The organism is Algoriphagus litoralis (assembly GCF_003259255.1).
GTDB classification, from domain to species: domain Bacteria; phylum Bacteroidota; class Bacteroidia; order Cytophagales; family Cyclobacteriaceae; genus Algoriphagus; species Algoriphagus litoralis.
In genome coordinates this window covers 221821-238371 of the sequence record NZ_QGOL01000011.1, presented here as the reverse complement: position 1 = coordinate 238371, position 16551 = coordinate 221821, and the positions used below count along the sequence as shown (strand labels likewise).

Annotated in this window: 16 protein-coding genes; 6 read left to right on the top strand and 10 right to left on the bottom strand. The window is 43.8% G+C overall.

What is annotated here, in order from left to right; genetic code table 11:
- Position 1: 1 nt before the first annotated feature.
- Together DK188_RS14175 and DK188_RS14170 are read right to left on the bottom strand one after the other, a co-directional pair.
- Complete coding sequence (locus DK188_RS14175) at positions 2–253, bottom strand: hypothetical protein (protein WP_111671469.1); 252 nt, start codon at positions 251–253, stop codon at positions 2–4.
- A gap of 33 nt (positions 254–286) precedes the next feature.
- Positions 287–1387, bottom strand: a complete 1101-nt coding sequence (locus tag DK188_RS14170; RefSeq protein ID WP_111671468.1) for a glycosyltransferase — start codon at positions 1385–1387, stop codon at positions 287–289.
- A 21-nt stretch (positions 1388–1408) separates the two neighbouring features.
- Between DK188_RS14170 and ruvC the strand changes: the two genes are divergently transcribed.
- Positions 1409–1984, top strand: coding sequence for a crossover junction endodeoxyribonuclease RuvC (ruvC, locus tag DK188_RS14165; RefSeq protein WP_111671467.1), 576 nt, complete (start codon positions 1409–1411; stop codon positions 1982–1984).
- A 49-nt stretch (positions 1985–2033) separates the two neighbouring features.
- Here the strand turns inward: ruvC and DK188_RS14160 are convergent, their stop codons facing one another.
- A complete protein-coding gene (locus DK188_RS14160) occupies positions 2034–2594 on the bottom strand; it encodes a porin family protein (protein ID WP_111671466.1) in 561 nt (186 codons plus the stop codon).
- A gap of 79 nt (positions 2595–2673) precedes the next feature.
- Between DK188_RS14160 and DK188_RS14155 the strand changes: the two genes are divergently transcribed.
- From DK188_RS14155 to DK188_RS14145, 3 genes are all read left to right on the top strand, one after another.
- On the top strand, positions 2674–3237 hold the full coding sequence (locus DK188_RS14155) for a Crp/Fnr family transcriptional regulator (protein ID WP_111671465.1): 564 nt from the start codon (positions 2674–2676) through the stop codon (positions 3235–3237).
- Positions 3238–3313: 76 nt separating this feature from the next.
- On the top strand, positions 3314–4606 hold the full coding sequence (locus tag DK188_RS14150) for a parallel beta-helix domain-containing protein (RefSeq protein ID WP_111671534.1): 1293 nt from the start codon (positions 3314–3316) through the stop codon (positions 4604–4606).
- A 52-nt stretch (positions 4607–4658) separates the two neighbouring features.
- A complete protein-coding gene (locus DK188_RS14145; protein WP_111671464.1) occupies positions 4659–5780 on the top strand; it encodes an SO2930 family diheme c-type cytochrome in 1122 nt (373 codons plus the stop codon).
- A 49-nt stretch (positions 5781–5829) separates the two neighbouring features.
- Here the strand turns inward: DK188_RS14145 and DK188_RS14140 are convergent, their stop codons facing one another.
- The 7 genes from DK188_RS14140 to DK188_RS14110 all read right to left on the bottom strand — a co-directional run bounded on the left by DK188_RS14140 (position 5830) and on the right by DK188_RS14110 (position 13050).
- Positions 5830–6408, bottom strand: a complete 579-nt coding sequence (locus DK188_RS14140) for a porin family protein (protein WP_111671533.1) — start codon at positions 6406–6408, stop codon at positions 5830–5832.
- A gap of 77 nt (positions 6409–6485) precedes the next feature.
- Entirely contained in the window at positions 6486–7556 is a 1071-nt protein-coding gene (locus tag DK188_RS14135) for an alanine racemase (protein ID WP_111671463.1), read from the bottom strand.
- Between the two features lies 1 nt (position 7557).
- Positions 7558–8001 (bottom strand): GNAT family N-acetyltransferase, encoded by a 444-nt coding sequence (locus DK188_RS14130; protein WP_111671462.1) that lies wholly within the window; start codon positions 7999–8001, stop codon positions 7558–7560.
- 11 nt (positions 8002–8012) lie between these two features.
- Complete coding sequence (locus DK188_RS14125; RefSeq protein ID WP_111671461.1) at positions 8013–9428, bottom strand: sodium:solute symporter family protein; 1416 nt, start codon at positions 9426–9428, stop codon at positions 8013–8015.
- A 187-nt stretch (positions 9429–9615) separates the two neighbouring features.
- Positions 9616–10365 carry a succinate dehydrogenase/fumarate reductase iron-sulfur subunit gene (locus DK188_RS14120; RefSeq protein WP_111671460.1) on the bottom strand — a complete coding sequence of 250 codons (750 nt, stop codon included), beginning with the start codon at positions 10363–10365 and terminating at the stop codon, positions 9616–9618.
- 25 nt (positions 10366–10390) lie between these two features.
- On the bottom strand, positions 10391–12325 hold the full coding sequence (locus DK188_RS14115) for a fumarate reductase/succinate dehydrogenase flavoprotein subunit (protein ID WP_111671459.1): 1935 nt from the start codon (positions 12323–12325) through the stop codon (positions 10391–10393).
- Between the two features lie 41 nt (positions 12326–12366).
- The gene (locus tag DK188_RS14110) at positions 12367–13050 is read right to left on the bottom strand and encodes a succinate dehydrogenase cytochrome b subunit (RefSeq protein ID WP_111671458.1); all 684 of its coding nucleotides are present in this window, start codon (positions 13048–13050) and stop codon (positions 12367–12369) included.
- Between the two features lie 321 nt (positions 13051–13371).
- Here DK188_RS14110 and DK188_RS14105 point away from each other — a divergent pair, with 321 nt between their 5' ends.
- Positions 13372–16149 (top strand): T9SS type B sorting domain-containing protein, encoded by a 2778-nt coding sequence (locus DK188_RS14105; protein ID WP_111671457.1) that lies wholly within the window; start codon positions 13372–13374, stop codon positions 16147–16149.
- Complete coding sequence (locus DK188_RS14100) at positions 16146–16547, top strand: thiol-disulfide oxidoreductase DCC family protein (RefSeq protein WP_111671456.1); 402 nt, start codon at positions 16146–16148, stop codon at positions 16545–16547. Before DK188_RS14105 ends, DK188_RS14100 begins: the two co-directional genes overlap by 4 nt.
- Positions 16548–16551 lie beyond the last annotated feature (4 nt).

The window sequence follows — 16551 nt, the reverse complement described above, 5'->3', positions numbered from 1 at the left end:
CTTATATCGTGTTGTGAGCCATGAGGCCTTTTTTTGTAGCCAGGTAAAAGAGGGCTTTCCCTTCGGCTAAGATTTCAACCCTGTCAAAGCGCTCGGAATCAGGAGTTGTGAGACATTTGATCATCCCGTTCTGATAGAGTGATTGGAGTGTAGCCAGAAGCAACTCATTTTCCCATCCCAATCTTTCTTTGAGGTATTCATAATGCTGCACAAAATACAGCTCATCGAGCAGGTCAAATTCCTCGTCACTCATAGTTTTCAATTCGAAGGCTAAATTAAGGATTCTTCAGTTGCTTCGCCCTTTCCAAGTAAATTTTCCACGAATTACCCCAAAACCAACGAACAGAACATAAAACGGGTGAACAAAGCCTGTTTTCAAAAAGTCCAACGTCGGCAATACTTTTCCAAAAGAGTTCAGGACTTTGCCCAATACCAGCCTTTCTGCTGCAATTTTCCCTATCCACACGACCCAAAATACTACTATCTCCCAAGTGCCCATGAATAAGAGCAGGAGACTAACCAACCAGACTAATTGTACAACAAATGAAAAAACTGCTGAAATTAAGTGAATAATCTCCCGATGGGCCTTCCACTTGCCTGCCCAGCGAACTCGCTGATTGATCAAATCAAACACGGTACTGACGGATTGGGTATGAACTAAGTTTTCTGAGAAAGGAAGATAGACGCAACATTCGCCTCCGAAAGTATCGGCTACTCTTTTCAGCAAAAACTCATCGTCACCAGACAAATGATGTTTATTGGTAAAATAGCCACCCACTGCCTCGAAGGTAGACTTTCGGTAGGCAAGGTTAGCCCCACTGCACATTAAGGGCTGTTTTTTGCTAAAAAAATACTGGGTGACCAATAGGATACTGGACCATTCGATCTGTTGAAATCGCTCAAAAAAATTAGTACTCCCCTTACCCATGACAGGTCCGGCTACCAATTGGATTTTGGGATCAGAAAACGGGTAAATCAATCCATTCACCCAATCTTCTGGAAAAGAACAGTCGGCATCGGAGCAAAGAATCAAATCATTCTTAGCTGCTTTAACCCCATATTCAATTGCCTCTTTTTTTCCGATTCCTTGACTTCTAGCTAGCCGAATCCGGGAATCGGATGGAAGTCTTTCTTGAATATAGGCAACAGAATCATCGTCGCTTTGGTCATCCACGAGCAAAACATCCAAATCTGGATAGGTAATTGCCTGAAGTTCGGAAAGAAGATTAGGCAGATTTTTGAGCTCGTTTCTGAAAGGAATTACAATCGTGACCGCAGGGAAAAAGTCTTCCACTTTACCATTGGGCCTTTTTCGGGGCCACTTTTGCGCCAGTAAACCAAGCAAAACTACATAGCATCCTATCCACAGGAGGTAAAAACTGATCATCTTTTCGGCTAACTTGCGCAGGTGAGTAAAGAAGATAAAAAAGAGCCAAACGAAAAAATCATACTCGGGATCGATCCAGGTACCAATGTCATGGGGTATGGGTTGATTTTGACTGAGGGAAAAAAGTACAAAATCCTTCAATACGGAGTCATTCACCTAAAAAAATACGAAACCCACGAGCTCAAACTCAAGAAAATTTTCGAGCGGGTTACTGGAATTATTGATGAATTTTTACCGGATACAATGGCGTTGGAGGCACCATTCTATGGGGCCAACGTACAATCCATGCTAAAACTCGGAAGAGCTCAAGGGGTAGCGATGGCAGCAGCTTTGGCCAGGGAAATCCCCATCACCGAATATTCGCCCAAGAAAGTGAAGCAATCAGTCACCGGCAATGGCAACGCCTCCAAAGAGCAGGTGGCAGCCATGCTTCAGACCTTGTTTAGCCTGACCGAACTACCTAAAATGCTCGATGCGACAGATGCTTTGGCAGTGGCGCTTTGCCATCATTTTCACGAAGGAAGAGTTCAGACCAGAGGAAGAAATGAGGGATGGAAGTCATTCATCGAGGAAAATCCCAACCGGATAAAAAAATAAATCCCGACTTTTTGGAGCCGGGATTTATTCAATTGACTTTAACCGAAATTTAATCGGTACTTCCGAAAGTGTACCCAAGGGAGATTTTGAAGACTTGGTTTTTCACATCGGTATCATAATAATTGAGCGAGCTGAGACCAAAATCATAGTTTGCTTGGACATTGAAACCAAGAGGCAACTTCACCTGAGCACCTACTACTCCGCCTAGGTCGTACCCTTTGATCGCTTCAGAGCTGTCAAACATCTCATCTCCCAGCTGATATTTGCTCGAAACAAATACAGATGCTTGTGGCCCCGCGAAAATATTCACCGCCGGCAGGAGATTCAATCTGAGTAGCACCGGGACGTCTATGTACCCAAGGCTTTCATCGACGATCTTCCCAGTTGCGGTTTCGGTACCCTGGTAGCCCTTTTGAGAATATTGAATGCCCGGTTCTATTGAAATAAAACCCGCTCCTATTGTGTAATACCCTCCAACATGAAATCCTGATTTCGCATCAAAATTAGTGCTGGCAAAATTTGCGGAATTATATCCAGCCCTCACTCCAAATTGCCCATGTGCAGTGGCAGCCATTCCTAGAAGAAAGAATGCCAATAAAATTTTTCTCATGATTCAAATCTTTATAATTTACAGTATACAAACGCAAGATTATCCATTTCTTGTCTAACCTCAACTTTTTAAACCCCAGATGAAGAAAAACTTTGACATGTTTGACCAATTTCCTGACCTGAGTGAAGAGGCTAAAAGAGCCTTCGAAGCGGAGTTAGACGTGATTTCTGTAGATAAAGGGGGATTACTCGAGCAAGAGGGACAAGTATGTAACCATCTCTATTTCATCACTGAGGGATCAGCCAGAAGCTTTTATACCCGGGACAACAAAGATATTACAGTTTCATTTTCGCTGGAAGGCGAGTTTTTGACAGCCATGCATTCCTTCATCTCACGGAAACCTTCTTATGAAAATTTAGAAGCCATGGAAAAGACCAAAGTGGGACGTATCAAATATGAATCTCTCCTGAAATTGTTTGAAAAACACCACGACCTCGAGCGCGCTTACCGACTTATCTTGGAGCAATATTACATTACCCTGGAAGAACAGTTGATCTTCACCAAATTCAAATCTGCCAGAGATCGATACCTTGATCTGATGGAATACAGACCAAAGATCATCCAGCGGGCATCTGTAGGCCAGATTGCATCCTACCTTGACATGAGTATTGAGACACTCAGCCGCATCAGAGCAAGAATCTGATTAATTGACTTTTCTCAAAAGATAATTCTTTGGTCAATGGGTAGCTTTGAAAAAAATCACCCCATTCCAACTTTCTATGAGAAAATCCATTCCTTGCTTAATCGGAATAGCTTTGGCATCAGTCCTTTTTTCCTGCGGAAGCAGTACCTCTGAGCAGTCTTTTGATTCCTCTCAATTGACTAGAGTAAGTCAGACTGAAGTTGATCAGGTAATTGAGGCCTTCATCATGGCAGAGGATTCGAGCACAATTGAGATTCCGGCTGGCTTTTATGAAATGAACTCCCAATTAATCTTGGACAACAAAACCGGGGTTAAAATAAAAGGCGCTGGAATGGATCAGACGGTGATCTCATTTCGGAACCTGAAGTCTGGTGGCGAAGGCATTAAAATCGTCGGCAATGCTATCAGCATTGAAGATCTCACCATAGAAGACGCTCCGGGAGATGGAATCAAAGCGCAACATTCCGACGGAATTACTTTCCGGCGAATCAACGTAACCTGGACCAATGGTGACAAATCCAAAAACGGCACCTATGCCATTTATCCCGTACAGTGCAAAAATGTAGTGATCGACGAATGCATCGCTTCTCACTCTAAGGATGCCGGGATTTACGTCGGCCAATCCGAAAATATTGTGGTGAAGAATTCCTTGGCATTTGGAAATGTCGCTGGAATTGAAATCGAAAACTGCGACAATGCTGAGGTTTTTGGAAATACTGCTCGTGATAATGCAGGAGGGATTTTGGTCTTTAACTTGCCCGGTTTGCCCAAATCTGACGGCAAAGGCACCAAGATTTATGACAATGATATCCTAGACAATAACCATGAAAACTTTGCAACCCCTCTGGGAGAAGGGCCAAATGGGAACACCGTGACTATGATCCCTCCCGGATCAGGGGTTGTGCTTTTGGCAGCTAAAGAAGTCGAAGTCTATGGAAATCGAATTCTACGAAACAAGACTGCGGGCATATCCATCGCTAGCTATCAGGTCACTGGCTTCCCTGCCGAAGCCCCAAATTGGTCACCATACACTACCGATATCTATGTTCACGAAAATGAATACGAGCGAAACTGGTATCAATTCCCTGATTTCTCACGGGAACTTGGAAAACTGATTCTAGTATACAATGCACACGGATTTGCAAAAACCCAAGACATCATCTACGATGGAATCTGGGATGAAAAGCTCAGTGCATCGATCGATTCCAATCCCATGCGCGTGTGTATCCAAGAATCGGAAATTGAAAATCTGAGATTCACACGCTTTGACCTGAGCAAAGGGGAGGAAAACATCACTGCTTCAAAAGACGCCACCCCATTTAAAAACTGTGAGGTAAAAGTGAACACGGATCGATCAGGTCTGGAATAGATCCCAACAAACTCAGCAGAGTGAACGATTACCGGCAATAAATTATATCAGAATGGAAAATATCAAGCGTAAAAATCAACAATGGGTTTTAGCCATCAGCTTTTGCATACTGTTGCTGGTCTTGTTTATTTCCTGTCAAAAAACAGAAGATGCCACTATAAAAATACAATCCGCCTTACCTGAGGATAGTTTAAAAGAGGAATCTGCCAGTGGGAATTACCCTTACCGAAGACTCTCTACGTATGGTTTTTTCCAGGGAGATCTTAATGCCTTAGATCCGACTGAGGGGGTCATCTTTTACAAACCTGCCTCCTCACTTTTCACGGATAATGCGTTCAAAAGCCGCTTTGTCTTCATCCCTGAGGGGAATAATGCCGAAATCGAAGCCGAGGAATTGAATTTGCCACTGGGCACTATTCTAATCAAAAACTTTTACTACCCTACAGACTTCAGAAATCCTGACGGAGACCGAAAAATCATCGAAACCAGACTGATGATCCATGAAGAAAAAGGCTGGCAAGCTTATCCTTACGTGTGGAATGAAAGTCAAACCGAGGCAGTACTCAGGGTTGTCGGAGGTGAATTTGAAGTAAGGTATATCGACCTGCAAGGTGAAAATCAAATCATCAATTACCTTGTTCCGAATAAAAACCAGTGCAAAAGCTGCCACAATAAAAATGAGGCAATGGCCCCCATCGGAGTACAGATCAAGCATCTCAACAATGAAGTGGACTATGGCCACATCCAGGCAAACCAATTGAAATACTGGAGTGACCGTAGGAAGCTCCTTGGATGGGATGAGGCAAAAGCTTATCCCACATTGGTAAATTATGAGGATCAAAGCCAGGAACTGAATGACCGGGCTATGGCCTACTTGGACATTAATTGCGCACATTGTCATAGCGCTGCAGGACCAGCCAGTACCTCTGGGCTTTTTCTAACCTATGATCAGCAGGATCCTATGAAATTGGGCATCAATAAGACCCCTGTCGCAGCAGGAAGTGGAGCAGGAAGCTTTACCTACGATATCGTACCCGGCAAGCCTGAAGAGTCTATTCTGATTCATCGGATGAATTCAACTCAAGTAGGAGTAGCCATGCCAGAGATTGGCCGGACCACTGTCGATAAAAAAGGTGTGGAACTGATTAAGGCTTGGATTGCTGAATTGGAATAGACAAAAAAGAAAGGGCCACTTTCGCAGCCCTTTCGATCCAACGCTCATATTAAAAAGTATAACCTAAAGAGACTTTAAAGCCTCTGTTGTATACGTCTGCGTCGCTATTTTTAAATATCGGCGTAAATCCATAGTCGTACGAACCCTGAATATTCAACCCTTTTGGCAGGTTGTACCCTAATCCGAAAACCAAGGCCGCATCCGTTTCTTTTACCGAATCGGTATCCAAGGATACTGTAGATCCACCAAAATCACCCTCAAACTTAGACCTTGCTAAAAATGACACCTGAGGTCCTACGAAGAAATTAAATCCTTCTCCAAATTTTAACCTGACCAAAACTGGAACGTCTATGTAATCCAGAATTGCCCGAGTATTGAGGACATCATCATTCTGGGTCCCTTTTACAGAATAGTAAATCCCCGGCTCGATCGAGATGGCGCTACCACCAAAAATGCTTGCATATACACCCGCATGAAATCCTGTTCTATTCGTGTAGTCATTTTCAGATACATCCTCTCCTCCAAAATTGAAGAAACTTGCACCTCCTCTGATACCTAAGCCTGATTGAGCGCTGGCATTTAATCCCGTGAAAACACCTAGAAATAGGATTAAAAATATTTTTTTCATGTCTACTTGGGTTTGATTCGCTTGATAGTAGTCCAAAACAATACCAAAACCATCCAAATCAAGCAGCAAGGGACTCATCAGACCACGGCTTTCTCTATATAATTTGAATTCATCAAGGCCAATGCCCCCATATATTTCAGCTTAAAACTCAGGGTATCACCGACTTTTAGATTGTGTTCATTTTGTCCTAGATTGACAATCAACATATCCGAACTAGCGCCTAAAATTTCAATTTTGGGATCGGATACGATCAGATACTTGGGATCTACATCGAGTAATCCAATATCCAAAATTGCCCGAAATGAGGTCTTTCCGTAGAGAGATTCATCAATTTCGGTCACCTCGCCCTGAGGATTTGCTCCTAAAGTCCCAGTAGGCAAAAGTGGCTTTTCCTGAAGCTCAATAATTTCAGATTCAAGCTCAAAGACATCACCATACATTCCATCGATCACTTTCTCCTCCACCAAGTCCACTCCGAAATACAAGGTCTCCCCTACCCTAAAGTGGTTGATCCCTTTGGGAAGTTGATGGGAAAACATCAGCGGAATAGTCACTGAGGTACCTGCCGAGACCCAAGGAATCTCTTTTCCGAATTTCAACTCGATGATTTGCTTGTAAAGGGAGAGTTGAATGAGCTTATCTGTGCTAGGCATCACTCCATTGAGGCAATTCAGGTTAGTCCCCAATCCGATGACCTCGATATTGGGCAATTCAAAAATCCCCGCATAGAAATCCACAAGATTTTCCCCCAGCACGCCTTCACGAAGATCTCCAGTCTCGACCATGATGATGATCTTGTGAAGTTTGTCCTGCTTGACTGCTTCCTGACTGATCATCCGGATGGTTTCCAGCTCACTGTTCAGACTCACATCGGCAAATTCCACCATCTGGGATACATTTTTCTTTGAGACTGGCTTAATATAAACCGTCTGAACCGACCGATTGATCCGCTTGACCATTGCCAAATTCGATATCCTGCTGTCGTGAATTTCCCGAATGCCCAGATTGATCAACTCCTGTAAAAAAAGCTTGTTTCCACAGAGGAGTTTTGACACAACGCCCCAACTCACCTCCTTTTGTCCAAATAAGTCTTTAAGAAATTGAAAATTGACCCGTAGCTTTTCTAGATTTAATGTCAGACTTGCCATGTTACTTTCGGGTTAATCTCATTTCCAAATACTTATTGGTAAAGCCCAATCGCTCATAAAGTTTGCGTGCTGGATTATCGGCTTCAACATGAAGTGCGACGGCCCCATTTGCCATTTTTATCGCCAAATCCATTATTTTCCCACCGATTCCTTTTCCACGTTGGTTGGCATCCACTGCAATGTAAACGAGGATATTTTCAGGGATGTAGCCGGACATCCCAGTCTTGTTCATCACCAAGGCACCTACAATTTTTCCATTTTCTCTTGCCAAAATCACAAATCCTCCGGCCTGCAATCCCGCATCGAGTGCATAATCGAGACATTTCATAATGTCCTCTTTGGGATCTCCATATTTTCCCAGATGCTCAAAAAGGAAATCAGCGATTTCATTCTTTTGGAGAAAAGTGGCATTATCTATAGCGGAGAGCGTCTCTAGTGTAGTCATAATCTTAGTTTTTATCTTTTTTTTGAAATTTTATTTACCGTCCAAAAGGCAAGGAGCGAAACCAAAATCCCAAAAAAATTGGGATCTAAGCCTAAGGGTAAGGAATGTCCTGAAAAGGTCAGACCAGCCGTCAATGTACCTCCGGCAATCATCGATGCGACTGCGGCTTTGGGGTTTCGCTGGTCAAAGAAAAGACCGGCAATAACCGGCACGAGTAACCCCGACACCATAAAAGCATACGAATAAAGCATCAGGCTAAGCACCTCTGTCATTTGCCAAGCTAAAAAAACCGCTAAGACCCCAATACCGAGGGTTAAATACTGACTGATTCTAACCTCCTGTTTATGCGTTTTATTTTTTAGGTATTTACCAATCAAATCTGTAGAAAGATTACCTGAGGCTGCCATCAGACAGGAATCGGCCGTGGAAAGAACCGCTGAAAAATAGGCCGACATCATCAATCCCAAAATCCCCGCGGGCAAAATCTGACTGAGTAAGACGGGCAATCCCATCTCGGGATCCATGGCGGCGGTAAATCCCTCCAGCACACCTTGATCCACTGCCACTCTGGATAGTAACCCCAAAGACACTCCCAAAAATGCCATAATTGGCCATTCAAAAAGTCCCGCGATAAACCATGCCTTCTTGGCTGATTTCACGTCCCTCGCAGCAAAAATGCGCTGATACAAGGTCATTCCTACAAACCAAATCGGGATGATGGTGATTGCCCAATTGACTAAATCCTGCCAGGAAAGATTACCAAAGGAGAAGAATTCAGGAGGCAAAGTTTGGGTGATTCCTTGCCAGCCTCCGACAAAATTGTAAGACATGGGAATCCCGATAAACATCAGACCCAGCATCAAAATAATCCATTGGATGGTATCTGTATAAATCACCGCCTTGAGACCTCCCATGACCGTGTACACCACCGCGATGACGCCCATGATCAGTAGGGCAGTATGAAGGTCTATTCCTTCGAAAGTCCCTGAGGCAAGTTTGGCTCCTGCGAGCAGCTGGGAGGAAGTAAAACCCAAGTAACCCAAAAAGCAAATGACTGCTGCAGCCTTTGCTGCGGTCGAGTCAAATAGATGGCCAATAATCTGGGGAAAAGTGAAAAACCGGGCGAATGCTGAGTCTGATTTGACTCGGGGAATCAGTACAACTGCAGCTAGCCAAGCACCTACCAAGCCTGTGAAAAGCATCCAAGAACCTGAAATCCCCATCGCAAAACCCAAGCCGCCCAGACCGATTGAAAACCCGCCGCCAACATCAGTGGCCACTACAGACAATCCGATGTGCCAGCTACCTATTGATCTGCCACCAACATAGTAATCTTCTTGGCTGGAGTTTTTCCGCATGAAAAAATACCCTACACCAAGCATGGCGAGCATGTAGGCTATGAAGATCCCCAGATCTATGAAATGCATTACTTTTTTGGATTTGAATCAATTTGAAATAGAAATATAATTCGCCAAAGTTAAATATTTTAAGGATTAAACCCAATTTTATTGCGTTTATATCGTAAATATGATATAATAATTCAATTTAGTCTTGGAATAGTGAAAATAAAAAAGCCAGACTTTTGGTCTGGCTTTTTCTCAATTCGGAAAGTAATTAGACGTTTTCGCTGCTTACTACAGCGGAGAAATATTCTCTGTTCATTCGCGCAATATTGGTGATTGAAATCCCTTTTGGACATTCAGCTTCGCATGCCCCAGTGTTGGTGCAAGCTCCAAAACCTTCAGCATCCATTTGAGCTACCATCTTTTCTGCTCTGGTTTTTCGCTCTACCTGGCCTTGCGGAAGCAATGCCAACTGAGAAACTTTTGCTGAGGTGAAGAGCATCGCAGAAGCATTTTTACAAGCTGCCACACAAGCTCCGCAGCCAATACACTGAGCTGCATCCATCGCTAGGTCAGCAATGGTTTTTGGAATCGGAATCTCATTGGCATCCGGTACTCCGCCTGTTCCTACTGATACATATCCACCTGCTTGAATGATCCGGTCAAAGGCCGATCTGTTCACTACAAGGTCTTTTACAATAGGGAAAGCTTTGGCTCTCCATGGCTCAATCGTGATAGTCTGTCCATCTGAGAAAGAGCGCATGTGAAGTTGGCAAGTCGTCGTCTGCAATGGGCCGTGTGGCTTTCCATTGATATACAGCGAGCAGGTGCCACAGATCCCTTCTCGGCAATCGTGATCAAAGTGAACCGGATCTTCTCCCTTTTCGGTCAAGTTTTCATTTAGCACATCCAACATCTCCAAAAAGGACATGTCTTTGGAAACGTCACTGACCGGATAGGTTACAAATCCACCTTTGTCCGATGCGTTTTTTTGTCTCCAGATTTTTAAAGTCAATTGCATATCGCTATGAATTTTTGTCTTAAGATTATTTGTATGAACGCTGGGTAAGCTTCACGTTTTCGAAAACCAAAGGCTCTTTGTAAAGTTCCTCTTCCTGATTTTCACCCATGTATTTCCATGCAGCTACGTAGGCGAAGTTCTCATCGTCGCGTAGCGCCTCCCCTTCCGGAGTCTGAAATTCCTCACGGAAGTGACCTCCGCATGATTCGTCTCTATTCAGCGCGTCGTCGATCATGAGTTCACCCAATTCAATGAAGTCTGCCACCCGATGCGCTTTCTCCAGAGAAAGGTTCAGTTCCTCGTTTGTCCCCAGAACTTTCACATCTGACCAGAAATCTTTTTTCAATTGCTTGATCTCTGCTTTGGCTTTTTTCAGCCCTTCGGCTGTTCGAGCCATTCCACACTCATTCCACATGATTTTTCCCAACTTCTTGTGGAAATAATCGACTGATTTTTTTCCGTTGATTTTCAGCAATTGGTCCACACGGTTTTTCACTTCAGTGGCTGCCTTTTGAAACTCAGGATGCGTCGTGTCGACAGGCTTTGGTGGTGTAGAAGCCAAATAATCACCGATGGTATAAGGAATCACGAAATACCCATCTGCTAAGCCCTGCATCAATGCGGATGCTCCAAGTCTGTTGGCACCATGGTCTGAAAAATTCGCTTCTCCTAGCGCATACAATCCTGGAATGGTCGTCATCAAATTGTAATCGACCCACAATCCGCCCATGGTGTAGTGAACGGCAGGATATATCATCATTGGAACTTGATACGGATCTTCTCCTGTGATCTGCTTGTACATGTCAAACAGGTTTCCATATTTCGATTCGATTGTCGATTTGCCGTCACGCTTGATGGCATCTCTGAAATCCAAGAATACAGCTTCTCCAGTCTCATTGACACCACGGCCTTCGTCACAGACATATTTTGCGTTTCGAGAGGCAACGTCTCGAGGCACCAGGTTACCAAACGAAGGATATTTTCGCTCCAAGAAATAGTCTCTGTCTTCCTCTTTGATGTCATTGACATTGATCTGCCCTTTTCTCAGCTTTTCAGCTGTCTCTTTCGTAGCAGGCACCCATACACGACCATCATTTCTGAGGGACTCTGACATCAGGGTCAGTTTGGACTGGTGATCACCAGATACAGGGATACAAGTCGGGTGAATCTGAGTAAAGCAAGGGTTCGCAAAGTAAGCACCACGCTTGTGAGCTCTCCAAGCTGCTGTCACATTGGAACCCATTGCATTTGTAGAGAGGTAGAATACGTTACCATAGCCACCTGTACACAATAAGACTGCATGTGCCGAATGCGACTCTACAGCTCCTGTGATCAGGTTTCGGGTCACAATTCCTCGGGCATGGCCATCTATCATGACCACATCCATCATTTCAGATCTCGGATACAGTTTTACTTTCCCGTTGGCTACCTGTCTGCTCAGCGCTGAGTAAGCGCCCAAAAGCAGCTGCTGTCCAGTCTGTCCCCGCGCATAGAAGGTTCGGGAAACTTGTGCTCCACCGAAGGAACGGTTGGCCAAAAGTCCTCCATATTCTCGGGCAAAAGGAACTCCCTGAGCTACGCATTGATCGATGATCTTCACTGAAACTTCAGCCAGTCGGTAGACATTGGCTTCACGTGCACGGTAGTCACCCCCTTTGATGGTGTCGTAAAAGAGTCTAAATACTGAGTCGCCGTCGTTTTGGTAGTTTTTAGCAGCGTTGATTCCTCCCTGAGCTGCAATAGAATGCGCTCGACGGGGGCTGTCATGGAAAGTAAACGCCTTGACATTGTAACCCAACTCCGCTAGAGAGGCAGCAGCCGATGCTCCTGCCAATCCTGTACCCACTACGATGACCTCGTACTTTCTCTTATTTGCCGGATTGACCAGCTTGCTGTTAAACTTGTGCTTAGTCCATTTTTCTGCCAAAGGACCAGCAGGTATTTTGGAATCTAGTATCATCTATGTAAGATTAAATTAGCAACATTCATTTTTAACACCAATCAAACTGACTGGATATACATCACAATCGGAATAAGTGCAAACAGCGCTGGGATCAGAATTGAAAAGCCAATACCAACTTTTTGGATCAATGGGGAATACTTGACATGATTAAGCCCAAGGGTTTGGAAAGCACTTGCAAATCCATGAGACAAGTGAAAACCCAGAAAACCCATGGAAATCACGTAAAACACTACGTAAAATACATTTGAATAAGCGGCGGCGACTATCGCGAACACATTTTTATACATTATTCCGGCATAATCCACCATTGGCACTTCTCCAAATTTGATTTCATAATAGAATCCCTTCAAGTGAACCAATAAAAATATCAGAATCAAAGTCCCAAGGATTCCCATATTTCGGGAAGACCAGGCACTATTCGTGGAAGCGGCAGTTTCAGCATACCCAATAGGTCTTGATTTTTTATTGTGCCTTGTCAGCAAAATAGAATAGATCACATGGAGGATAATGAAAGCAAAGTTGCCTATTGAAACTACTTTAATGAGTGGATTGGTTGCCATGCTTTCCGCATAAAGGTTGAAAGACTCCCCATTGTCAGGAAGCAATAGCTGAAGGTTTCCGATCAGGTGAACAACCAGAAATAATATCAGAAACAATCCGGTGAGGGCCATCAATAATTTTTTGCCCAGGGTGCTGCTTAAGGTTTTGGTAACCCAACTCATACAAATTTGTGATTAGTTTTGAACGAAAGTCTTTTTAATAATTATTGCTGCCAAATTTACATGCGCAACAGGTAGCAAACAATGCAATCGAATTCCATTCTCTTATTTTAAAAGGTTCTAAATAGTTTTTAAACGTGGATTTTTTCTCCAACAAATTCATGAATCAAACAGCACGTTTATTTTTATTGTTTGAATTTTAGGTGAATTTCTCCTTACTTCCTTTTATTTCGTATAGGTTAAAACGAAATTCGAAATCTTAGGAATTAACATTTCAGAATTCTGTTCGTTTTTAGAAAAAAGTATTACCAACGTCGACCAAATATGAAGCTCAAACTTTCCCTTGGAATATTTTTCATCTACATGCTCTTGGGTGTGACTTCAGCCTTTGCCACGCACATCCGAGCTGGGGAAATTATCGCTGAGCGAATCTCGGTTCAAACCCTGACTTACAGAATCACCGTGGTCGGCTACACCGATACCCGGTCTAGCGTCGTATTTGGCCCAGGTGTTATTAATTTTGGTGACGGTAGAGAAGTACAACTCAACACGGAAAGTGACATTTCTTTGGTAGAAGATTTGGGGGACGAAATCGAGAAAAACACGTTCGTGATCACCCACACCTTCCAGGGCCCTGGTAAATACAAAATCCGATTTCAGGAATTCAACCGAAATGATCTGACCCTCAATATGGACAATTCGGTGGATACCCCTTTTTATGTAGAAACTGAGATTAATATTGATCCCTTTATCGGTGTGAATAATTCACCGGTTCTGACTATCCCACCAGTCGACAACGGTGCAGTAAATGTACGTTACATACATAATCCCGGCGCTTTTGACCCAGATGGTGACAGTCTTTCATACCGAATGGATGTTCCAAAGCAGGCGTTTGAAAGACCGGTGAACAACTACAGAAGCCCGGCAAATGCTGAATTCAGCCAAAGCCAGCAAGACGGAACTACTCCTGCTTTTTTGGATATCGACCCAATATTTGGAGACTTGATCTGGGATGCCCCAGGTACTGCGGGACAATTCAATGTCGCATTTAGAATCATTGAATGGCGAAAAATCGACGGGAAATTTGTGGAAATCGGGTACGTAGTCCGAGACATGCAGATTATTATCGAAAACTCCAACAATCGCCGTCCTGAACTTATTTTGCCTCCAGATCTTTGTGTGGAAGCGGGGACGTTGATCGAAGAAATCATCCAAGGTTCTGATCCAGACGGTGATCCGATAAAGATCGAGGTCTTCGGTGAACCCATTGAAATCACCACATCTCCAGCTACTTATTCTCCCGAAAGTGAGTTCCAACCGCAACCAGGAATTGTAAACTTCTCTTGGCAGACCGTCTGCAATCACATCAGAGCAAGAGAATATGATGTTAGGGTAAGAATTACCGATCAGCCCAGATCAGGACCTAAACTCGTGGATATCAAGACCTGGCGAATCAAAGTAGTTGGTCCTCCTCCCGTGTGGGATGATATCGAGCAAATGCCCGGACGAAGTGCTGAATTAAACTGGGATCCTTATGTCTGTGCCAATTCTGCCAGTGAAATGCAAATCTGGAGAAGAATCAATTCGGATCCCTACCAGCCCGACAGTTGCGAGACAGGTATACGCCCTGGGTATGAATTAATCGGAACTACCACTATGGATACCTTCTCCTTCACCGACTTGAATGGTGGAGAAGGATTAGCTCCAGGCAACACCTATTGCTACCGATTGGTCGCCGGATTTCCTGAGCCTAGAGCTGGTGAAAGTATTGTTTCGGAAGAAATCTGCATCACAATTGATGTAGATGTACCGATCATCACCAATGTGAGTATTGAAGAGACAGATCCGGCAACAGGGGAGATTTTTGTCAAATGGACCCCTCCCTATGATATTGACAAAATTCAATTCCCAGGACCTTATTCCTATGAGCTACTCCGAAGCGAAGGCTTCACTGGCAATACCAATCGCATATCGCTTGGAATCACTACTGACACCCTTTTCACTGATACGGGATTGAATACCGAAAATCTGGTGTACAATTACAAAGTCGTCCTGCTGGATAATGCCACAAAAATCGACACTTCCTCTGCGGCTTCTTCGGTAAGGCTTGAACCTACCATTATCAATGAGGCGATTGAGCTCAATTGGACCTTTAATGTACCTTGGAACAATCAAATCGGGCAATACCAGCATGAAGTCTACCGAAACAGAACAGATGCAGCGGCAGCCGATGTAGACACTTTTGTGAAAATTGCAGACGTGGATGTCACTCAAAATGGCTTCACGTATCTAGACGACGGCAGCTTCAACGGAGTGCCACTGGTCAAAGAATTAGAATACTGCTATTACGTGATTACCAAAGGAGCATACAATGTACAAGGCCTTGTCTATCCACTGGAAAACAAGTCACAGATTACCTGTGCCAAGCCAGACGATAACAGATTACCATGTCCTCCTGTTCTGACCTTTGAAGGGCCAGAATGCTCTGCCTATGTGGCCGAACAACCCTGCAACAGCAATATTTATGAACATGAATTGAGTTGGGTGCCAGACTTCTCAGGAGATTGTGACGATGAGCTAAGTGGGTATAAGTTATACTTTACTCCAGATGGTGAGGATGGCACATTCAACTTGGTAGGTGAATTCTCTTCCATAGATTTACAAACCACCATCACCAATCTACCAAACTACCGTGGGTGCTATTATATCACCGCAATTGACCGCTCTGGAAACGAAAGCGAACCGAGCAATGTAGTCTGTGTGGATAATTGTCCAGTATATAATCTGCCTAATGCCTTTACTCCAAATGGGGATGGCAATAACGATACCTTCATCGCTTTTGACAATCCGTTTTCACAATGTCCAAGGTTTGTCACTGGAGTGGAGATCTTCATCGTCAACCGCTGGGGAGTTGAGGTATTCAGTTACAATAGCCTCGAATCCAACGAAAATGATGTTTTCATTCGATGGGATGGCCGGGACAAAAATGGCAATGAGCTACCTGCCAGTACTTACTTCTATTCCGGCAAGGTCACTTTCGATGTTTTGGATCCAAGCCAAAGAGAACGGGAACTGAAAGGCACAATTCAGATTATTAGATGATCGAAAACAAATCTGTCATCCTCTTTGACGGGGTTTGCAACCTCTGCAATGCTTCCATTGATTTCATCATAAAGCGGGACAAAAAAGACAAGTTTCGTGTGGGAGCATTGCAAGAGGAAGCAGGCAAAAAACTACTTTCCAAATTTCAGGTAAATCCAGAATATCTTGATTCTCTCGTTTTGGTAGAAGAGGATCAAGTTTACTTCAGAAGTACCGCAGCACTGAGGATAGCCAGAAATCTATCCGGTCTTTGGCCACTTTTATATGGCTTTATAATTTTACCCTCAGGAATCAGAGACCTCATTTACGATTGGATTGGGAAAAATCGCTACCGCTGGTTTGGCAAGAAAAATACCTGTCGTCTTCCTACCCCAGAGGAACGAGCAAAATTCCTTTGACTTC